Annotated in this window: 17 protein-coding genes and 1 tRNA gene; 6 read left to right on the top strand and 12 right to left on the bottom strand. The window is 64.5% G+C overall.

The features are described 5' to 3' along the window. Nucleotides 1–70: 70 nt before the first annotated feature. The 11 genes from accB to rodA all read right to left on the bottom strand — a co-directional run bounded on the left by accB (nt 71) and on the right by rodA (nt 10,706). Nucleotides 71–538 (bottom strand): acetyl-CoA carboxylase biotin carboxyl carrier protein, encoded by a 468-nt coding sequence (gene accB / locus KKQ75_RS08945; RefSeq protein WP_213361648.1) that lies wholly within the window; start codon nt 536–538, stop codon nt 71–73. A 191-nt stretch (nt 539–729) separates the two neighbouring features. Beyond that, nucleotides 730–1,299: a TlpA disulfide reductase family protein gene (locus KKQ75_RS08940; RefSeq protein ID WP_250131048.1), complete on the bottom strand. Its 570-nt coding sequence runs from the start codon at nt 1,297–1,299 to the stop codon at nt 730–732. Nucleotides 1,300–1,331: 32 nt separating this feature from the next. Next, nucleotides 1,332–1,928 carry a hypothetical protein gene (locus tag KKQ75_RS08935; RefSeq protein ID WP_213361647.1) on the bottom strand — a complete coding sequence of 199 codons (597 nt, stop codon included), beginning with the start codon at nt 1,926–1,928 and terminating at the stop codon, nt 1,332–1,334. Between the two features lie 3 nt (nt 1,929–1,931). After that, nucleotides 1,932–3,350, bottom strand: a complete 1,419-nt coding sequence (gene mpl, locus KKQ75_RS08930) for a UDP-N-acetylmuramate:L-alanyl-gamma-D-glutamyl-meso-diaminopimelate ligase (RefSeq protein WP_213361645.1) — start codon at nt 3,348–3,350, stop codon at nt 1,932–1,934. Nucleotides 3,351–3,389: 39 nt separating this feature from the next. Continuing rightward, complete coding sequence (locus tag KKQ75_RS08925; RefSeq protein WP_213361643.1) at nt 3,390–3,779, bottom strand: DUF779 domain-containing protein; 390 nt, start codon at nt 3,777–3,779, stop codon at nt 3,390–3,392. Nucleotides 3,780–3,853: 74 nt separating this feature from the next. Then, nucleotides 3,854–5,374, bottom strand: a complete 1,521-nt coding sequence (exaC, locus tag KKQ75_RS08920; protein WP_213361642.1) for an acetaldehyde dehydrogenase ExaC — start codon at nt 5,372–5,374, stop codon at nt 3,854–3,856. A gap of 169 nt (nt 5,375–5,543) precedes the next feature. After that, nucleotides 5,544–5,855: a hypothetical protein gene (locus KKQ75_RS08915; RefSeq protein ID WP_213361641.1), complete on the bottom strand. Its 312-nt coding sequence runs from the start codon at nt 5,853–5,855 to the stop codon at nt 5,544–5,546. Between the two features lie 200 nt (nt 5,856–6,055). Then, complete coding sequence (locus KKQ75_RS08910; protein ID WP_213361640.1) at nt 6,056–7,180, bottom strand: 3-deoxy-7-phosphoheptulonate synthase; 1,125 nt, start codon at nt 7,178–7,180, stop codon at nt 6,056–6,058. A gap of 251 nt (nt 7,181–7,431) precedes the next feature. Continuing rightward, entirely contained in the window at nt 7,432–8,949 is a 1,518-nt protein-coding gene (tldD, locus tag KKQ75_RS08905; protein WP_434087725.1) for a metalloprotease TldD, read from the bottom strand. Nucleotides 8,950–9,040: 91 nt separating this feature from the next. After that, nucleotides 9,041–9,379, bottom strand: a complete 339-nt coding sequence (locus tag KKQ75_RS08900; protein ID WP_213361636.1) for a YegP family protein — start codon at nt 9,377–9,379, stop codon at nt 9,041–9,043. Nucleotides 9,380–9,551: 172 nt separating this feature from the next. Beyond that, nucleotides 9,552–10,706 (bottom strand): rod shape-determining protein RodA, encoded by a 1,155-nt coding sequence (rodA, locus tag KKQ75_RS08895; protein ID WP_213361634.1) that lies wholly within the window; start codon nt 10,704–10,706, stop codon nt 9,552–9,554. A 138-nt stretch (nt 10,707–10,844) separates the two neighbouring features. Here rodA and KKQ75_RS08890 point away from each other — a divergent pair, with 138 nt between their 5' ends. The 3 genes from KKQ75_RS08890 to gltS all read left to right on the top strand — a co-directional run bounded on the left by KKQ75_RS08890 (nt 10,845) and on the right by gltS (nt 13,266). Next, nucleotides 10,845–11,624: an enoyl-CoA hydratase gene (locus KKQ75_RS08890; RefSeq protein ID WP_213361632.1), complete on the top strand. Its 780-nt coding sequence runs from the start codon at nt 10,845–10,847 to the stop codon at nt 11,622–11,624. 87 nt (nt 11,625–11,711) lie between these two features. Continuing rightward, nucleotides 11,712–11,788, top strand: a tRNA-Met gene (locus tag KKQ75_RS08885). Between the two features lie 200 nt (nt 11,789–11,988). Further along, a complete protein-coding gene (gene gltS / locus KKQ75_RS08880) occupies nt 11,989–13,266 on the top strand; it encodes a sodium/glutamate symporter (protein ID WP_213361630.1) in 1,278 nt (425 codons plus the stop codon). A 110-nt stretch (nt 13,267–13,376) separates the two neighbouring features. Here the strand turns inward: gltS and KKQ75_RS08875 are convergent, their stop codons facing one another. Beyond that, complete coding sequence (locus KKQ75_RS08875; protein ID WP_213361629.1) at nt 13,377–14,678, bottom strand: anaerobic C4-dicarboxylate transporter; 1,302 nt, start codon at nt 14,676–14,678, stop codon at nt 13,377–13,379. A gap of 389 nt (nt 14,679–15,067) precedes the next feature. On the opposite strand from KKQ75_RS08875, the gene KKQ75_RS08870 reads away from it, so the two are divergent. The 3 genes from KKQ75_RS08870 to ligD are packed head-to-tail and all read left to right on the top strand — an operon-like array spanning nt 15,068 to nt 20,982. Continuing rightward, a complete protein-coding gene (locus KKQ75_RS08870) occupies nt 15,068–17,173 on the top strand; it encodes a catalase (protein ID WP_213361626.1) in 2,106 nt (701 codons plus the stop codon). Between the two features lie 58 nt (nt 17,174–17,231). Beyond that, nucleotides 17,232–18,245 carry a Ku protein gene (locus KKQ75_RS08865; RefSeq protein ID WP_213361625.1) on the top strand — a complete coding sequence of 338 codons (1,014 nt, stop codon included), beginning with the start codon at nt 17,232–17,234 and terminating at the stop codon, nt 18,243–18,245. Then, complete coding sequence (ligD, locus tag KKQ75_RS08860) at nt 18,196–20,982, top strand: DNA ligase D (RefSeq protein ID WP_250131047.1); 2,787 nt, start codon at nt 18,196–18,198, stop codon at nt 20,980–20,982. Before KKQ75_RS08865 ends, ligD begins: the two co-directional genes overlap by 50 nt. The last annotated feature ends 97 nt before the right edge of the window (nt 20,983–21,079 follow it).

Genomic DNA, 21,079 nt, shown 5'->3' with positions numbered 1-21,079 from the left:
GCGGGCCGCGTGCGCATCCAGGGCAGGAAGTGCCGCCGGCCGGGCCCGAGGGGGCCGGCAGCGGAAAGACTTACTCGATGATGAACAGCGGCTGGCCGAATTCGACGGCATCGCCGTTTTCGCACAGGATCTGCTTGACGGTGCCGGCCTTGTCGGCCTCGATCTCGTTCAGGATCTTCATGGCTTCGACGATGCACAGCGTGTCGCCTTCCTTGACCGTGCTGCCAACCTCGACGAACGGGGTGGCGCCGGGGCTGCTGGCACGGTAGAAGGTGCCCACCATGGGCGATTTGACGCTGTGGCCGGCCGGCACTGCCGCCGCTGCGGGCTCGGCTGCTGCAGCCGGGGCGGCAGCCGGTGCCGGAGCAGCGGCCATCGGCATGGCCTGCTGCATGGGCATCATGGGCGCGTAGCCCTGCACCATGGCGCCGCCGCCCTTGACGATGCGAACCTTGCCCTCGGCTTCGGTGATTTCGAGTTCGGAAACGTTCGATTCAGACACCAGATCGATCAGGGTCTTGAGTTTGCGTAGGTCCATGTGGGTCTTTCAGACGTTGGGCTGCGATATCGTCGAAATGTAGCGTAAAACCGCACATCTTCGGTGATTTTTCGTCAATCCTGCATCAGCTTGTGCCTGATGCCATCGCAGCAGAAAAATTCGGGTGGGCTGGAGCAATGCATGTTCCATGCCGGGTTGGGACTTATTTTACCCGCAGATGGCTTCCGTAATCATGATTTTGCGAGTTGAACCATGCCGGCCCAGCGCGCCAGGGTGTTCTGGTCGATCTCACCCAGCCGGTGTTCCAGCGCTTCGCCATCGGCATTGAACAGCACGCTGAAGGGTAGGGCATTGCGATTGTTGCCCAGCGGCAGGGCCAGGCCCATGCCGGCGTCGCCGGCCAGCAGCACCGGAAAATCCAGCGGCCGCTGGCGCAGGAAGCGCATCACGGCTTCCGGCTGATCCACGGCAATTCCCAGCATTTGCAGGCCGTTCTGGCGATGTTGCTGGTAGAAGGCGTCCAGCAAAGGCAGTTCGCGGATGCAGGGCGGGCACCAGGTGGCCCAGAAATTCAGTACCAGCGGCTTGCCGCGGAAGGTGGAAAGCGCCACCGTGCCATCGCCCTGCGGCGGCGCCAGGCGCTGGCTCCACCAGTCGGCCGGTGGTTGCGGTACGGAAGGGCCGGCGCCGAAACGCCAGGCGGCCAGGCCGGCGGCGCCCAGTCCGGCGGCAGCGGCGGCCCATCCCAGCCAGCCACGACGGGTCGGGGCGGCTGCGGGGTTTTTCCTGGGTGATGTCATGGCAGATCAGGGAGATGGGAGGTCAACAGGGGTCAGGCGGCAGGCTCCTGCTGCATGCGCTGCCGCAACTGGGCAGCGGTGCCACGAGGGCGCCGGCCCTGGCCGTCGGGTTGCAGGGCACCGCGTTGGGCCAGGGTGTCGTTCACCAGCAGGTGAACGCCAACATCCTCCTCCAGCCCTTCGCACCAGGCGTGGATGCTGAGCGCATCCACCGCACCTTGCAGCCCGCCTACACGGGTTGCCTCATAGTCTACACCTTGATTAAGTAATACGATTTCTACGGCTTTTGGGTCATCGCTGAACAGCTGCAGGTAGATATCGCTCAGGCGCGTGGCCGTGCCATGCCAGATGGCGCCGCCGATCAGGGGCTGGAATTCCGCCAGACGCTCCATCCACAGCAGCGCCAGTTCGCGCAGCGCAGCCAGTTCGCCGGGCTGGGTGTCGGCACAGAACAGCGCGATGTACTCGCGCACGGCCGCCTCCAGCGCCTCGTTGTCGGGCAGGGCGGTGCGTGCCGGCAGCTTGAGCTGCTTCACGGCGCGCTGCTTGGCCGGCCCGTAGTCCATGCCTTCCTCCACCACCAGACGGGCCGCCGTCTGCAGCAGTTCCGTCTCATGCAGGCCGTTCATGGCTCAGCCCTTTGCGGCCAGTTGCTCCAGCAGCTTGCCGTGGATGCCGCCAAACCCGCCATTGCTCATGCACAGTACATGATCGCCGGGCTGCACGGCCGCCAGCACCTGGGCGATGGCGGACGGTACATCGGCGGCCACCTGGGCGCGCGCGCCCATTTCTTCCAGCGCTTCGGCGGCATCCCAGTCCAGCCCGCCGCTGTGGCAGATTGCGAGATTGGCCTGCTCCAGGCTCCAGGGCAGCTGCGACTTCATCGTGCCCAGCTTCATGGTGTTGCTGCGCGGCTCGAACACGGCCAGAATGCGGTCGTTGCTGCGGCCCTCGGCATTGAGCTTGCGGCGCAGTCCGTCCACCGTGGTGCGGATCGCCGTGGGGTGGTGCGCAAAATCGTCATACACGGTAACGACGCCGCCCTCACGCTCGACCGTGCCACGCACCTCCATGCGGCGGCGCGCATTGGCAAAGCGTCCCAGTGCCTCGGCCGCCACGGCCGGGTCCACGCCCACGTGCGCGGCGGCGGCGATCGCTGCCAGCGCGTTGAGCTGGTTGTGCACGCCGCTCCAGGCCCACTGCACGCGGCCCACCGTGCGGCCCTGGTACAGCACGGCAAAGTCATGCGGCTCGCCCTCGGCGCTGTAGTCGCTCACGGTGCTGCCGAAGGTGCGCACGGGGCTCCAGCAACCCTGGTGCAACACGCGCGTCAGCGATTCTTCCAGCCCGTTGGCCACCACGCAGCCGGTGGACGGCACGGTCCGCACCAGATGGTGGAACTGGCGCTCGATGGCCGCGAGATTGTCGAAGATGTCGGCGTGGTCGAATTCGAGGTTGTTCAGGATCGCCGTGCGCGGACGATAGTGCACGAACTTGCTGCGCTTGTCGAAGAAGGCGGTGTCGTACTCGTCGGCCTCGATCACGAAATAGTTGCGCGCATGGCCGGGCGCCACTTCGCCCAGGCGGGCCGAGACGCCGAAGTTGAGCGGCACGCCCCCCACCAGAAAGCCCGGCTGCAGGCCGGCGGCTTCCAGAATCCAGGCCAGCATGGCGCTGGTGGTGGTCTTGCCGTGCGTGCCCGCCACGGCCAGCACATGGCGGCCCTGCAGCACATGCTCGGACAGCCACTGTGGCCCGCTGGTATAGGGCAGGCCCTGGTCCAGAATGGCTTCCATCAGCGGAAACTTCGGCGTGCCGTCATCGAGCCGCGCCCGGCTCACCACGTTGCCGATCACGTACATGTCCGGCTGCAGCGCCGTCTGCTCCGCGCCAAAGCCCTCGATCAGGTCGATGCCGAGCGCGCGCAACTGGTCGCTCATGGGGGGATAGACGCCGGCGTCGCAGCCGGTGACCTTGTGGCCCGCCTCGCGGGCCAGCGCCGCGACACCACCCATGAAGGTGCCGCAAATGCCGAGAATGTGGATATGCATGGCTGGCATTGTAGGCCCAGCCAGCCCTGCCCGAACGCCTCAGGACAGGTCCGGCGCCATGTCCTGCGGGGGGTGCTGTTCCAGCCAGGCCTGCTCCTCGGGCGTGAACACGCGCGAGCGGGTATGGAAGGCCTTGCCGGTCGGCTCCTCCAGCGAAAACGTGCCGCCGCGGCCGTCGATCACGTCCAGGATCAGCTGGGTGTGCTTCCAGGTTTCGAACTGGGTCTTGCTGATGTAGAACGGCACGCCGCCCACTTCACCCAGCTTCAGATCGCGGATGCCGATGGTCAGGTCGGTGGGCAGGTAGCAGTTGGCCGCGCTGTTGTCGCAGCAGCCGCCGGACTGGTGGAACATCAGCTCGCCGTGTTCCTGCTGCAGTTGCCGGATCAGTTCCAAGGCCTCCGGAGTGGCCACGACACGATCAACCATGTCTGTCTCCTGAAGAAATAGGCAGCCTGCATCGCCGGGTACGATGCAGGCATGCCGGCCTATGTCAGGGCTGCTCAGAAAAAGCCCAGCTTGTTCTCGCTGTAGCTCACCAGCAGGTTCTTGGTCTGCTGGTAGTGCGCCAGCATCATCTTGTGGTTCTCGCGGCCGATGCCGGATTCCTTGTAGCCACCGAAGGCGGCATGCGCCGGATAGTGGTGGTAGCAGTTGGTCCAGACGCGGCCGGCCTTGATGCCGCGGCCCATGCGGTAGGCGATGTTGCCATTGCGGCTCCACACGCCGGCACCCAGGCCGTAGATGGTGTCGTTGGCAATCGCCAGCGCTTCGGCCTCGTCCTTGAAGGTGGTCACGGCCAGCACCGGGCCGAAGATCTCCTCCTGGAATACGCGCATCTTGTTGTGGCCCTTGAACAGCGTCGGCTGGATGTAGTAGCCACCGGCCAGATCGCCCGGCATCTGCGCGCGCTCGCCGCCGCACAGCACCTCGGCACCTTCCTGCTTGCCCAGTTCCAGGTAGGAGCCGATCTTGGTCACCTGCTCTTCGGAGGCCTGTGCGCCCAGCATGGTTTCGGTATCCAGCGGGTTGCCGTGCTTGATGGCGGCGATGCGCTTGAGGCAGCGCTCCATGAAGCGCTCGTAGATCGATTCCTGGATCAGCGCGCGCGACGGGCAGGTGCAGACTTCGCCCTTGTTGAAGGCAAACAGCACCAGGCCTTCCACCGCCTTGTCCAGATAGGCATCATCCTTGTCCATCACATCCTCGAAGAAGATGTTGGGCGACTTGCCGCCCAGCTCCAGCGTGGCCGGAATCAGGCTGTTGGCGGCGGCCTGGGCGATGACGCGGCCGGTGGAGGTGGAGCCGGTGAAGGCGATCTTGGCGATGCGCGGGCTGGAGGCCAGCGTCATGCCGGCGGCGCGGCCGGAGCCGTTGACGATGTTGAGCACGCCGGGCGGCAGCAGGTCGGCGATCAGCTCCATCAGCACCAGAATGCTGGTGGGCGTGGCCGAAGCGGGCTTGAGCACGATGCAGTTGCCGGCTGCCAGCGCGGGCGCCAGCTTCCACGCGGCCATCAGGATCGGGAAGTTCCAGGGAATGATCTGGCCGACCACGCCGAGCGGTTCATGGAAATGGTAGGCAATGGTGGTGGCGTCGATCTCGGAGATGCCGCCTTCCTGCGCGCGGATGCAGCCGGCGAAATAGCGGAAATGGTCGGCAGACAGCGGGATGTCGGCCGCCATGGTCTCGCGGATCGGCTTGCCGTTGTCCACGGTTTCGGCATAGGCCAGCTTTTCCAGGTTGGCCTCGATGCGTTCGGCGATTTTGATCAGGATGTTGCTGCGCTCGGTGGTGGAGGTCTGGCCCCACTTGTCCTTGGCGGCATGGGCTGCGTCCAGCGCCAGCTCGATATCCTCTGCCGTGCCGTCCGGCACCTGGCAGTAGGGCTTGCCGGTAATCGGGGTGACGTTGTCCGCATACTTGCCCTTCACCGGGGGCGTCCACTGCCCGTTGATGAAGTTCTCGTAGCGGGCCTTGAATTGCACCGGGGCGCCGGCCTGGCCGGGGGCGGGATAGATCATGGCTGGTCTCCTGTCTGAAGCGGAAAGGAAGCCCTGCGCGAACAGAACGCCCGTGCAGGGTCAGGATCCAGCATAGCGGCGGATGTCCGCCGCATCGACACGTTTCAGGGAAATTACCGACGAAAAAAGCCGGCGCTTGTGCTTCCTCAAGCCCGGCGTGCGTGCGGTCTCAGAAGGAGATTGCGGTGTTTTCCGTATCGATCACGATCACATCCTTGGCCAGGGCGGCACGCGCGGCGCTGGCGAAGGCCTGGGCCCATTCGGCGTTGGCGAAACCGCTGACACCGGCAGCCTGGGCCACGCGCACCACCTTGTCGGCGTTCAGGACCTTGCCGGAGCCGCGAATCGGTTCGCACTCCATGCGCGTGAACTCGCCGTCCAGCCACTGGCGTGCGGCGTGGGAATCCATCTGCGGCACGTGTTCCAGCGGCAGCACGAATTCGTCGCGCGCATTGAATTTGACCTTGAGTTCGCTTTGCATGGTTGTCTCCGGAAATTGTTGGAATGGTAATGCGCCATATGGCCGGAAGGCCGGCAATGTAAAAGAGCATACCATCTGACGACAATTCGCACAGCGTCGGCAGGGGGTTTGCAGGATAGGACAAACCCTGAAAGTAGCGCTTTTGCAGACGAAAAAAAGCGCCAGCCCGACAATTGGCTGGCGCTTTGCGGTCTTTGGGCTTACTTGTGCTTGCGGCGGGCCAGCACGCCGTCGGACAGCAGCTGCAGCGCCTGGATGGAATCGTCCCAGCCCAGGCAGGCATCGGTGATGCTCTTGCCGTATTCCAGATCCTTCACCTGGTCCTTGCCGGGCGTGAACTTCTGCGCGCCGCCGTGGATGTGGCTCTCGATCATCACGCCGAACACCTTCTTCGAGCCGCCGGCGATCTGGCCGGCGATATCGCGCGCCACTTCCACCTGGCGCTCGTGCTTCTTGCTGCTGTTGGCATGGCTGCAGTCCACCATCACGCTGCCGTGCAGCTTGGCGCCTTCCAGCTCGTTGCAGGCGTGCTTGACGCTGTCGGTGTCGTAGTTGGTGTTCTTGCTACCGCCGCGCAGGATCACGTGGCAGTCCGGGTTGCCATCGGTCTGCACGATGGCCACATGGCCGCTCTTGTGTACCGACAGGAAGTGGTGGCCGCGCGAGGCAGCCTGGATGGCGTCGGTGGCGATCTTGATGTTGCCGTCGGTGCCGTTCTTGAAGCCGATCGGGGCCGACAGGCCGCTGGCCAGCTCGCGGTGTACCTGGCTTTCGGTGGTGCGCGCACCGATGGCGCCCCAGCTGATCAGGTCACCGATGTACTGCGGAGAGATCACGTCCAGGAACTCGCTGCCGGCGGGCAGGCCCAGGCGGTTGATGTCGATCAGCAGCTGGCGCGCGATGCGCAGGCCTTCGTCGATGCGGCAGCTCTCGTCCAGGTAGGGGTCGTTGATCAGGCCTTTCCAGCCCACGGTGGTGCGCGGCTTCTCGAAGTAAACGCGCATCACGATTTCCAGCGTGTCCTTGTAGGTATCGCGCAGCTTGACCAGGCGCTTGGCGTAGTCGATGGCGGCGGCCGGGTCGTGGATGGAGCAGGGGCCGATCACGACCAGCAGGCGGTCATCCTTGCCGCGGATGATGTCGTGGATGGTCTTGCGCGTACGACTGATCAGGGATTCGACCGGCGATCCCTTGATCGGGAAGAAGCGGATCAGGTGTTCCGGGGGAGGCAGCATGGTGAGATTCTTGATGCGGGCGTTGTCGGTCTGGCTGGTCTTGTCGGCCGGCTGCGCATACAAGGCATTGTCTTGGGACTTGGGAGACATCTGCAAAACTCCTTTGGAGGAAATTGATCGAGGAAAACGTTGCTGAAACTCGGGCGAAAAAAAACCGCCAGGGGGAGCCCAGGCGGTTCATGAGGGTTGCGCTTAACAGCTGTGCTTAAGCCTCTCGTCCGCCAAAGACTGAGAACCAAAAGCCAAAATAGAAAGCGCGTGAAACTTGCATGGAACCTAATATACCACGAAGCCTGACGCTTTTGTCAAACTGCCGTAGCGAATTTTTACACTTTTACAAATCAGGCCGTTCCACCCACCGTCAGGCCGTTGATGCGCATGGTCGGCTGGCCCACGCCCACCGGCACGCTCTGGCCTTCCTTGCCGCAGGTGCCGACGCCGCTGTCCAGCCGCATGTCATTGCCGATCATGGCCACGCGGGTGAGGGCATCGGGGCCGTTGCCGATCAGCGTGGCGCCCTTGACGGGGTATTGCAGCTTGCCGTCTTCCACCCACCAGGCCTGGCTGGCCGAGAACACGAACTTGCCACTGGTGATGTCGACCTGGCCGCCGCCGAAGTTGCTGGCGTACAAGCCTTTCTTCAGGCTGCCGATAATGGCCTGCGGATCCTCGCTGCCACCCAGCATGTAGGTATTGGTCATGCGCGGCATGGGGGTGTGGGCATAGCTTTCGCGGCGGCCGTTGCCGGTGGTCTTGCCGCGCATCAGGCGCGCGTTCATGCGGTCCTGCAGGTAGCCGGTGAGGATGCCGTCCTCGATCAGCGCGGTGCGCTGCGTCGGATTGCCTTCGTCGTCCACGTTCAGGCTGCCGCGGCGGTCGGGCAGGGTGCCGTCGTCGAGCACGGTCACGCCCTTGGCGGCCACGCGCTGGCCGATGCGGTCGGTGAAGGCGCTGCTGCCCTTGCGGTTGAAGTCGCCTTCCAGGCCGTGGCCGATGGCCTCGTGCAGCAGCACGCCGGGCCAGCCGGCGCCCAGCACCACGTCCATCTCGCCGGCGGGGGCGGGGCGGGCCTCCAGGTTGGTCAGGGCGGCGCTGACGGCTTCGTCCACATACTGGGCGAGCAGGGCATCGTCGAAATAGTCCAGGCCCAGGCGGCCACCGCCGCCGGCCGAGCCGACCTCGCGGCGCGTCTGTCCGTCCTGCTGCTGTTCGGCGATCACCGTCAGACTCATGCGCACCAAGGGACGCACGTCGGCCGCCAGCGTGCCGTCGGCGCGGGCCACCAGCACCACGTCGTGCTCGGCAGCCAGCCCCGCCATCACCTGCTTGATGCGCGGATCCCTGGCGCGGGCCATTTTCTCGATGCGCTCGAGCAGGGCCACCTTGGCGGTGCTGTCCAGCGTGGAAATGGGGTTGAAGGCCGCATACAGCTGGCGGCTGCGCGCCACTTTTTCAGCCTTGGCCTTGACGCTGGTCTTGACGCGGCCCTGCTTGCCGGTGGCGCCGATGGCGCGCACGGTACGCACGGCGTCCATCAGCGAGGCGAACGAGATGTCGTCCGAGTAGGCAAACGCGGTTTTCTCGCCCGAAACGGCGCGCACGCCCACGCCCTGGTCGATGCTGAAGCTGCCGGTCTTGACGATGCCTTCCTCCAGGCTCCAGCCTTCGCTGCAGGTGGTCTGGAAATACAGGTCGGCGTCATCGACCTTGCGCGTGTGCATGGCGGCCAGCGCCTTGTGCAGATGGTGGCGCGTCAGGCCGAAGGGTTCGAGCAGCAGCGATTCGGCAATGGCCAGGCGCTCGCGCGTGCCTTTGACCGAGGGAGAGGCCACTGCAGGAGCGGCAAAAGGGGCACTCATGTTCATGCACGGATTGTAGGGGCAGGAAGCAAAACAGCCATTGCCCGCGTGCGTTGCGGGGCAATGGCTGCCGGCGGGATCAGCGCGGGAATCAGGCGCTGGTCAGGTCGTTCACCGTCGCGCCGGGCGCGTTGGTCTTGACCGACTCGACGCCGGCATCGCGCGTGGCTTCGCTGGCGTACATCTGGCTCTGGCCGATCACCTGGCCGTTGGTGGCCTTGAGGGTGAAGTAGGGCGAGCCGTCCTTGGCGGTCAGGCGGTCATAGCGCGCGTCTTCCGGAGCGTTCTTCTTGACGGATTCGATGCCGTTGCTGGCACTGGCCTTGGCTTCGTACATCTCGCTGCTCAGGATCACCTGGCCATTGCCGGCCTTGAGCGAGAAGAAGAACTTGCCGTTGCTGGATTTTTTCAGGTCGAACTGGGCGGCCATGGAGGGACTCCTTGCGTGCGGGTAGGGAAGGTCGGGCCGAGGAAGGCCCGGCGGGAGACTGCCAGCGCCCATGGTAGCGTGTAGGGAGCGCCCGGAAGAAGCGCTGGAATGATGGTTCTCCCGTATTTCGCGGCATATGTCACGCATCGCTTCCCGCGCTGGGTGCCTGCGCTCAGGTATGAAAGCTGCGCTTGTCGCGCGCAATGGCAAACAGCATGCCCAGCGCCAGCCCCAGCGTGATCATGGCGGTGCCGCCGTAGCTGATGAAGGGAAGCGGTACGCCCACCACCGGCAGAATGCCGCTCACCATGCCCATATTCACAAAGGCGTAGGAGAAGAAGATGACGCCGATGGCGCCAGCCAGCAGACGCCCGAACTGGGTAGGCGCCCTGGCGGCAATATGGAAGATGCGAAAGATCAGGAACAGATAGGCAGCCAGCAGCGCCAGGTTGCCCACCATGCCGAATTCTTCCGAATAGGCAGCGAAGATGAAATCGGTGGTGCGCTCGGGAATGAACTCGAGGTGGGTCTGCGTCCCCTGCATGAAGCCCTTGCCCCACACGCCGCCGGAGCCGATGGCAATCATGCCCTGCAGGATGTGGAAGCCCTTGCCGAGCGGATCGCGCGTGGGATCGAGCAGGGTGCAGACGCGCTGGCGCTGGTATTCATGCAGCACATGCCAGTCCACGCCGGGCTTGCACAGGCTGGGCTCGAAGGCGATCAGCAGGCCGATGCCGATGGCGCCCAGCAGCACTGGCGGCAATACCAGCTTCCAGCTCAGGCCGGCAAAGAAGATGACGGCGCCGCCGGCAAGAAGCACCAGCAGCGAGGTGCCGAGGTCGGGCTGCTTCATGATCAGGCCTACGGGCAGCATCAGCAGCAGGCCGGCGATGATGAAGTCGATGGCGTAGAGCGAGCCTTCGCGCCGCTGGAACCACCAGGCCAGCATCAGCGGCATGGCGATCTTGAGCAGTTCGCTCGGCTGGATCACCACGCCCACGTTGATCCAGCGCGTGGCGCCCTTCTTGGTGATGCCGAACAGCAGCACGGCCACCAGCATGATCACGCCCAGCGTATAGAGCGGCACCGCCAGCTGTGCTAGGCGCTGCAGCGGAATCTGTGCCACGACGAAGATGATGCCCAAAGCCAGCAGCATGTTGCGGCCATGGTCGACAAAGCGCGTGCCATGGTCGAAGCCGGATGAATACATGGCCGTCAGGCCGATGCCCATCAGTAGCAGGATGGCCAGGGTCAGCAGGGGATCGAAACCCCGGAACAGCGCTAATGCGGACCGCCACAGCGGCGGCCGGTCGAGAACAGCAGACATGGGGCTGCATTATCCCAGTTCCCTTTTGTGCGCGGGTGACTGTTGCACGTCGGGTGCAGGCATCGGAGCGGCGGCGCAACAGGGTATAGTGACGGGGTACATTTTTCCACTCACAAGAATCCTGCGAGGAGCCTGACCATGACCTATGAATGCATTACCACGCGCGTCGAAGCCGAGAAGGTTGGCGTTATCACGCTGAACCGTCCCAAGGCACTCAACGCCCTGAACGACACGCTGATGAACGAGCTGGGCCAGGCCCTGCAGGCCTTCGATGCGGACGACGCCATCGGCTGCATGGTCATCACCGGCAGCGAGAAGGCCTTTGCCGCCGGCGCCGACATCACGCTGATGGCCAAGTACGGCTTTGCCGATGCCTACGGCGGTGACTTCATCACCCGCAACTGGGAAACCATCCGCACCATCCGCAAGCCGGTGATCGCTGCCGTGAGCGGCTTTGCCCTGGGTGGCGGCTGCGAGCTGGCCATGATGTGCGACTTCATCATCGCTGCCGACAACGCCAAGTTCGGCCAGCCCGAAATCAAGCTGGGCGTGATTCCCGGTGCCGGCGGCACGCAGCGCCTGCCGCGCGCCGTGGGCAAGAGCAAGGCCATGGACATGTGCCTGACCGCCCGCATGATGAACGCCGAGGAAGCCGAGCGCGCCAGCCTGGTGAGCCGCGTGGTGCCGCTGGACAAGCTGATGGAAGAGACCCTGGCTGCCGCCATCACCATCGCCAGCATGCCGCGCCTGACGGCCATCGCCTGCAAGGAATCCGTGAACCGCGCCTTCGAAGGCTCGCTGAACGATGGCGTGTGGTTCGAGCGTCGCCTGTTCCACAGCCTGTTCGCCACCAACGACCAGAAGGAAGGCATGGCCGCCTTCGTCGAGAAGCGCCCGGCCAACTTCACCAACAGCTGATTGGCGGTGATTGCCTGCGAAAATTTTGCAACACAGCATGCAAACATGACGCAGGCATGAAAAAACGCTGCTACAATGGCGTTCTTCGGCGCTTTAGCTCAGTCGGTTAGAGCGATGGAATCATAATCCACAGGTCCGCGGTTCGAGTCCGTGAAGCGCCACCAGATACAAGCACCCAGACGAGAAATCGGCTGGGTGCTTTTTCTTTTGCGCGCAGAGTCAGGCCTGTAATTTCTTGATCTCGGCCATGTTGTCGTTTGCCGCATGCGGTGCCGGGCACAACCCATGCCAAAATCGGCCGAAATTGCATATCAGTACAGGTGAGCCACAAGCTCGCCACCATTGATGAGAGGACTCCCCACCCATGGAAATCGCACTCAACGGCTACTACACCATGATCCTGGCCACGCTGGTTCTGCTGCTTGGCCGCTTCCTGATCGTCAAGATCAAATTCCTGTCGGACTTCAACATTCCCGAGCCGGTGGCGGGCGGCCTGGTGGCGGGGCTGATCGTGGTGCTGCTCAACGCGGCTTTCGGCCTGACCTTCAAGTTCGAGACGCAGCTGCAGACCGCCTTCATGCTGATGTTCTTCTCGTCGATCGGCCTGAGTGCGGATTTCAGCCGGCTCAGGGCGGGTGGCAAGCCGCTGGCCGTTTTCCTGATGGTGGTGGCGGCGTTCATCCTGTTGCAGAACGTGGTGGGCGTCAGCATGGCGGCTGCGCTGGGGCTGGAGCCGCTGATCGGCCTGGTGACCGGCTCCATCACGCTGACGGGCGGCCATGGCACGGCCGGTGCCTGGGGGCCGGTGCTGGAAAGCCGCTACGGCATCTCCGGAGCCACCACGCTGGGCATCGCAACGGCGACCTTCGGGCTGGTGGCCGGCGGCCTGATCGGCGGACCGGTGGCGCGCTACCTGATCCGCAAGATCGGCCACCAGAAGCTGCCCAAGCCCGAACAGCAGACCGCCGTGGAAGCCGTGGCAGCGTCGCAGTCGCTCTACAGCACCCGCCACACCGAAGGGGGCGACCAGCCCGATGAGGCCATGTTCGACAAGCCCGACGAAATCCGCCTGATCACGGCCTCGTCCACCATCGAGACGCTGGCCCTGTTTGCCGGCTGCATGGCGTTTGCCGGTGTCATGACCACGGTGGCCAAGGGCACGGCGTTCGAACTGCCGACCTTCGTCTGGGCGCTGGGCGGTGGCGTGATCATCCGCAACGTGCTGACCAACTTCTTCAAGTTCGACATGTTCGACCGCGCCATCGACGTGTTCGGCAACGCATCGCTGTCGTTGTTCCTGGCCATGGCGTTGCTGTCGCTGCGCCTGTGGGAGCTGACCGGGCTGGCGCTGCCGGTGATGGTGATCCTGGTGGTGCAAACGCTGGTGATGATGCTCTATGCCAGCTTCGTCACCTTCCGGGTGATGGGGCGCGACTACGATGCCGCCGTGCTGGCGGCGGGCCATTGCGGCTTCGGCATGGGGGCCACGCCCACCGCCATTGCGAACATGCAGGCCATTACCGACCGCTACGGGGTGTCGTACAAGGCCTTCCTGATCGTGCCGATGGTCGGGGCCTTCTTCGTAGATCTGGTGAACGCTGCCATCCTGCAGGTGTTCACGCAGCTGCCATTCCTGCGCTGAGGTCGGGCGAGCGGGTGGGGCGCGGCCAGCGTCCCTACAGGGTGCGTACAGCAATCAGGCTGGCCTTGAGGGTCCGTACTGCAGGCACCAGTCGCGCTGCATCCTGGGCTTTACAGCACCCACGATCCAATCAGGAATCCCAGTCCCACGCTCAGCGAGATTGCGACCACGCCGGGAATCATGAACGGGTGGTTGAACACCCAGCGCCCGATGCGGGTGGAGCCGGTGTCGTCCATTTCGACGGCGGCCAGCAGCGTGGGGTAGGTGGGCAGCACGAACAGGGCGCTGACGGCGGCGAAGGAGGCGATGGCCGTGAGCGGCGAGACGCCCAGGAGCAGCGCCGACGGCACCAGCGCCTTGGCCGTGGCGGCCTGCGAGTACAGCAGCATGCTGGCAAAGAAGAACACGACTGCCAGCAGCCAGGGCGACTGCTTCAGGATGTCGCCGGAAACGGCCTTGATGTCCTCGATATGCGCGCTGATGAAGGTGTCGCCCAGCCAGGCCACGCCCAGGATGCAGATGCAAGCGCTCATGCCGGACTTGAAGGTGGCGGTGGAGGTGATGCGGCTGGTGTCGATGCGGCATAGCAGACAGATGAAGGTGGCCGCCGAGAGCATGAACACCATGATGGCCTCGTTGCGCGGCAGCACCGGCTTGGCAATCAGGCCGACCTTGTCGCTGATCAGCGTGGCATACAGCACCACGGCGACGATCGCGCTCAGGAAGATCAGCACCGACTTCTTGGCGCCGGGCAGGATTTGCAGCTGCGTGGCGCCACGCACGGTGACCTGGCCCTTGGCCAGGCGCTCCTGGTAGATGGGGTCATCGGCCAGCTCGGCGCCGAGGTAATTGGTGAGCAGGGCGGTGAGCATGCAGGCCACGAAGGTGGACGGAATGCAGATGGCCAGCAGCGTGAGATAGCCGACGCCCAGCGGCTCCAGCGCGCCGCTCATGAACACCACGGCGGCCGAAATGGGCGAGGCGGTGATGGCGATCTGCGAGGCCACCACCGCAATGCTCAGCGGCCGCGAGGGGCGGATGCCCTGTTCCTTGGCCACTTCGGCAATCACCGGCAGGGTGGAGAACGCGGTGTGGCCGGTGCCGGCCAGAAAAGTCATGATGTAGGTCACCACCGGGGCCAGCAACACCACCTGCCGCGGATTGCGGCGCAGGATGCGCTCGGCGATATGCACCATGTAGTCCAGCCCGCCGGCCATCTGCATGGCGGCAATGGCGGCGATCACGGCCATGATGATCAGGATTACGTCCATCGGGATGTGGCCCGGGGCCAGGCCCAGGCCCAGCGTCAGCACCAGCACTCCCAGGCCACCCGTATAGCCGATGGCGACTCCCCCCAGTCGCGTTCCCAACACGATGGCTGCAAGCACCACCGCCAGTTCCAGCATCCACATGAATATTCTCCGGTTACTGCATACAGCTACGGAAACTTTACGTCCGGGGGTTCACTTTTGGCACGGCGCCTGGCGTTGAAATTTTTGCCTGAGTCGGCAAGGGAGTTGAAATAAGGGAAAACCCTTGGTTCTGGCTTGACTCTGCGGGGAAGGTGTGCACTGAAATGCCGAGTGCGTTTGCGAGCATGGCCGGGTTTTCCGCTGTGCCTGGGGCCATCAATAGGCAGGATGTAGGACGGAAGCGGCTATTGCTGCCGGTGCCCGATTTGCCGGCGCAGTCTTACAAGGATGGCCCCGTGCTCCTGCCTAGACTGCCCTGACGCCCCGTTGCCCGGCAGGAACTGCGGCACACGGGTTACTCCATTGGCACCAGTGAAAGAGGTCATTTCATGAGCACTTCCAGCAAGAACGGCATCCCCGGCCATCCCGCCCCGAACGCAAACGGCGCACCGCCGGAAGTGCGCGGCAAGGGCGACGAGCTGCAGCAGCAGGCCGGTGGCACGCACCCGGTATTGAGCACGCAGCAGGGCATTCCGGTACCCGACAACCAGAATTCACTGCGTGCCACGCCCAAGGGCCCGACGCTGCTGGAAGACTTCATCCTGCGCGAGAAAATCACGCATTTCGACCATGAGCGCATTCCCGAGCGCATCGTGCATGCGCGCGGCAGCGCGGCGCACGGCTTTTTCGAGCTGACCGAATCGCTGGAGCAGTACACCACTGCCAGGGTGCTGACGGAAACCGGCAAGCGTACGCCGGTGTTCACGCGCTTCTCGACCGTGGCGGGCGGTGCCGGCTCGGTCGACACGCCGCGCGACGTGCGTGGCTTTGCCGTCAAGCTGTACACCGACGAGGGCAACTGGGACATCGTGGGCAACAACATCCCGGTGTTCTTCATTCAGGATGCGATGAAGTTTCCCGATTTCATCCACGCGGTGAAGATGGAGCCGGACCGCGGCTTTCCGCAGGCGGCCAGCGCGCACGACACCTTCTGGGATTTTGTGACGCTGGTGCCCGAAACCATGCACACCATGATCTGGGCCATGAGCGACCGCGCCATTCCGCGCAGTCTGCGCATGATGGAGGGCTTCGGCATCCACAGTTTCCGCCTGATCAACGCGCAGGGCGAATCGACCTTCGTGAAATTCCACTGGCGCCCCAAGCTGGGCCTGCAATCCACCGTGTGGGACGAAGCCGCCAAACTGCAGGGCGCCGACAATGATTTCCACCGCCGTGACCTGTTCGAGGCGATTGAGGCCGGCCAATATCCCGAATGGGAGTTTGGCGTGCAGCTGTTCACCGAGGAAGATGCGGCTGGTTTCCCGTTCGATCACCTGGATCCGACCAAGCTGATTCCCGAAGAGCTGGTGCCGCTGCGCATCGTCGGCCGCATGGTGCTGGACCGCTGGCCGGACAATCTGTTTGCCGAAACCGAGCAGGTGGCGTTCTGCCCCGCCAACGTGCCGCCGGGCATCGACTTCTCCAACGATCCGCTGCTGCAGGGGCGCCTGTTCAGCTATCTGGATACGCAGCTGTCGCGCCTGGGAGGCAGCAATTTCGCGCAGATTCCGATCAATGCGCCCAAGTGCCCGTTTCACAACAACCAGCGTGACGGCCATTTGCAGATGCAGGTGCACAAGGGCCGCGTGGCCTACGAACCGAGCAGTTTGCAGGCCGATGCGCCGCGCGCCAGCCTGCAGCAGGGCTTCCGCAGCTATGCCCAGTTGGACGATGGCGTAAAGGGCCGCGTGCGCGCCGAGAGCTTTGCCGATCACTATTCGCAGCCGCGCCAGTTCTGGAACAGCCAGCTGCCGGTGGAGCAGGCGCACATTGCGTCGGCGCTGGTGTTCGAGCTGTCCAAGGTGGAAACCGCGCATGTGCGCGAGGCCATGGTGGGCCATCTGCGGCACATCGATGAAGGCTTGGCGCAGCGCGTGGCCGACGGACTTGGCATGACGGAACTTCCGGCCGCACCGCCCGCGAAGGTGCCGCCGCAGGATCTGCCGCCGTCTCCGCCGCTGCAGCTGATCGGCAAGGCGAAGGACACGCTGCAGGGCCGCACCATCGGCATCCTGGTCAGCGATGGCTCCAACCAGGAGACGGTGGCCAAGGTGCGTGCCGCCGCCGAAAAGGAAGGCGCGATGGTCAAAATCGTGGCGCCCAAGCTCTCCGTCAAGCTCAAGGATGGCAGCCAGCTGGTAGCCGATGGCCAGCTGGCCGGTACGCCGTCCATGGTGTTCGATGCCGTGGCCAGCGTGCTCAAGCCGGAAGAGGGCGAGCGTCTGGCGAAGGATGGCGCGGCCGTGGAGTGGTTCGCCAACGCCTACGGCCACCTCAAGGCGATCGCGGCCTGCAAGGGCACGCGCGTGATTCTGCACAAGGCCAACGTTGAGGACGATGCGGGCGTGGTGGAGATCGAGGACGTGGAGGGCTTCATCGCCGCTGCTAAGACGCGCCAGTGGGAGCGCGAACCCAAGGTGCGCACCCTGGCATAAGCGGGGGCGCAGAAGAACGCAGAGGTGTCGATACGATGCCTCTGCCAAGGAGAACCGCATGGCAGACTCTGAAGCTCCCGATATTGGCCGGGGCAGCAGCCCGCCTCCGCCACGGGTGGTGTGGAAGGGCGCGATCAGTTTCGGCCTGGTGCACATTCCGGTAGCGCTCTACGCAGCCACCAGCAGTTCCGGCGTGGACTTCGACTGGCTGGACCGCCGCACCATGGAGCCGGTCGGCTACAAGCGCATCAACAAGAAAACCGGCAAGGAAATCGCTGCGTCCGACATTGTCAAGGGAGTCGAAGTGGAGGATGGCCGCTACGTCGTTCTGAGCGCCGAAGAGATCAAGGCGGCTTTCCCAAAATCGACCCAGACCATCGAGATCGAGACCTTTGTCAAGGCCGATGAGATCCCGCTGGTCTATCTGGAACGTCCCTACTATCTGGCCCCGATCAATCGGGGGGAGAAGGTGTATGCGCTGCTGCGCGAAGCCTTGCAGCAGAGCGGCCGCGTGGGCGTCGCCCGGGTGGTGATTTCGGCGAAACAGCATCTGGCGGTGCTGATGCCGACCGGGCGGGCACTGATCCTGAATCTGTTGCGCTGGGGCGGGGAAATCCGTTCCTGGGAGGAACTCAAACTGCCGCCCGCCGATGCCAAGGCGGCGGGACTGAAGGATGCGGAAATCAAGATGGCGCGCCAGCTGATCGACGACATGACGGCGCCCTGGGATGCAGACGCCTTCCGGGATTCCTTCCGTGATGAAATCATGCGGCTGGTGCAAGCCAAGGCCAAGGCGGGCGAGCTGGAGCAGGTGGACAAGGTGGAATCCGACCCAGCGTCTACTTCGCGCGGCGGAGCCGAAATCATCGATCTGACCGAACTGCTCAAGCGCAGCCTGCAGGGCGGCGGCAAGGAAAAAACACCGAGCCAGAGCAAGGATGCCGCCGATGCCGGCATGCCCAGCGGCACCGGACGTGCCAGCCCCCGAAAGACAGCGACGAGCAAGAACAAGGAGGCTGACGATGCCCCAGCCACGCACAACACGGCAAGCCGCACGCGCAAACGCGCCTGACTTTGACAAGCCTGCCAAGCCGCAGAGTCCTGGCCGGCGCAAGCCCGCTCCGGAAACGCCAGGACGCCAGCGTCCCCAGCGGGAGATGCCGCGACGCGAAGCGCCGGATCCGGAAATTCCCGACCGGAAGGAACCGGAGCCGGAAATAGCCGACCCCGATACGCCCTTGGCGCGCTACCAGGCCAAACGCAATTTTGCGCGCACGCCAGAGCCCCGCGGCAGCGTTGCCGACACCAAGGCTGGCACGCTGCAATATGTGATCCAGAAACACTGGGCCAGCCATCTGCATTACGATCTGCGCCTCGAAATCGACGGCACCATGCACAGCTGGGCCGTGCCCAAAGGCCCCAGCCTCGATCCGCATGACAAGCGCCTGGCCATGCAGGTCGAGAACCATCCCATGTCCTACAACACCTTCGAAGGACAAATCCCTCCCGGCCAGTATGGGGCGGGCCGCGTCATCATCTGGGACCGTGGCAGTTGGGAGCCGGAAGGTGACGTACACGCCATGCTGCGGCAGGGGCAACTCAAGTTTCGCATCCACGGTGCCAAATTGCACGGGCGCTGGGCCCTGGTGCGCATGAAGAAAGACGCCAATGCCGCCAAGCCGGCCTGGCTGCTGATCAAGGAAAAGGATGAGCACGCGCGCGCTGCTGCCGAATACAGCATCGTCGATGCGGAGCCTGATTCGGTGGTGCAGACCGCACTCGATCTTGCTGACTCCTCCAGCGATGACAGGGGCAGCAGCACCAGCAGTAATACAAGTAGCCGCAAGGGGACACCGGCCGACCCGCTCCCCGACGCTCTGTCGCCGCAGCTGGCCACCCTGGTCAGCGCGCCCCCGGACGCCCTTGCCGACTGGCTCTGGGAACTCAAGTTCGACGGCTACCGCCTGCTCACCCGCATCGACCAGGGCAAGGCACGGCTCTTCACGCGCAACGGGCTGGACTGGACGCACCGCATGCCCGAACTCGCTGCAGCGCTGGCACGCTTGCCGGTCCGGCAAGCCTGGCTCGACGGCGAAGTGGTTGCCGTGGATGACGAGGGCATGCCCGACTTCGCCGCCCTGCAAAATGCGTTTGACGGGGCAGGCACCAAGGCGCTGGTGTATTACCTGTTCGATCTGCTCCATCTGGATGGCACCGACTGGCGCACCCAGGCGCTGCGCCTGCGGCGCGAGCAACTCGACCAGATACTGCTGGACGCCGACGACAAGCGCCTGCGCCTGTCACAGGCCTTCGAAGCCGCTCCTGCCGACCTGATCGCCAGCGCCTGCCGCATGGGCATGGAGGGCATCATCGGCAAGCGTCGCGAAGCGCACTACACCAGCGGTCGCAACCAGGACTGGATCAAGCTCAAGTGTGGCCAGGGCGAAGAGCTGGTAATTGCCGGCTACACGGAAGGGCAGGGCGCACGCGCCGATTTAGGCGCCCTGGTGCTGGCTGCGCACGATGCCAAGGGGGCCCTGCGGCATGCCGGCAACGTCGGCAGCGGTTTCGATACGCGCACGCTCGCCATGCTGCAGCAGCGCCTGCAAGCGCTGGAAATCGCGGAAAGCCCCCTGACCGACAGCCCGCGCCTGCCAGGCAGGATTCACTGGGTCCGTCCGGAACTCGTCGCGCAGGTGACCCACGCCGGCTGGACGCCGCAACGCAAGTTGCGCCACGGCGTCTTTCGTGGCCTGCGCGAAGACAAGCCCGCCGCCGAAGTGCATTTCGAACGGGCGATCGCACCACCGAAGGAAGAGCCGGGACAGACGGAACACCCGCAGGCATCGGCAGCCACACGATCGAAGGCGCAGCGCACCGCGTCCACCGGCACAACTCGCGCAAAACCCGCTCCAGCCAGCTTCTCCGGCATCACCATCACGCACCCCGATCGCGTCATCGACGCAAGCACCGGCCTGCAGAAAATCGATCTCGCCCGCTACTACCAGACCGTCGCCCCTTTGCTCCTGCCGCACCTGGACCTGCGCCCGGTGGCGCTGGTGCGCGCGCCTGACGGCATTGCCGGCGAACTGTTCTTCCAGAAACATCTCGAACGCATCACCTTGCCCGGCGTCGTCCTGCTGGATCCCGCGCTCGATCCCGGCCATGCCAGCTTGCTCGAAATCGAGAACGAAGCCGGCTTGATGGGCGCCGTGCAGATGAACGTGATCGAACTGCACACCTGGAACGCCCGTCACGACCGCATCGAACGCCCCGACCGTTTCACGCTCGACCTCGATCCCGGCGAAGGCGTGCCCTGGGAGCGCGTGCAGGAAGCGGCCCGGCTCGTGCATACGCTGCTGACCGAACTGGGCCTACAGCCCTTCCTCAAGACCAGTGGCGGCAAGGGCCTGCACGTCGTGACTCCCATCAAGCGTCTGCACGACTGGGACACCGTCAAGGGTTTCAGCAAGCTGCTCGCCGAACATCTCGCCCGCCTGATGCCCGATCGTTTCAGCGCCCTCAGTGGCCCGAAAAACCGCGTCGGCAAGATCTACCCCGACTACCTGCGCAACGGCCGCGGCGCCACCACCGTAAGCGCCTGGTCGGCCCGCGCCCGGGCGGGGCTGGGCGTTTCCGTTCCCGTCAGCTGGAATGAGCTGGACAAGCTCACGGGCGGCGCTCACTGGACGGTGGCGACTGTGGAAGACCGCCTGCGTCTGGGCAACGGCCCCTGGGCGGATTACAAGCAGTCGGCTCGCTCCATCGGCGAGCCGCTGCGGCAATTGCAGGCCATCGCCAAGGGATAACATCCGGCCTTTACTCGCCCATGTGATCCGCTCTTGGTCAAATCCCGCGTCCGGAATAAAATACACGGTTCCGCCCAGCGCCGGTCCATTCCTGCGC

Origin of the sequence: Brachymonas denitrificans (assembly GCF_907163135.1) — a bacterium.
Taxonomy (GTDB): Bacteria; Pseudomonadota; Gammaproteobacteria; order Burkholderiales; family Burkholderiaceae_C; genus Brachymonas; species Brachymonas denitrificans_A.
This window is presented reverse-complemented; position numbering and strand designations above follow the sequence as displayed.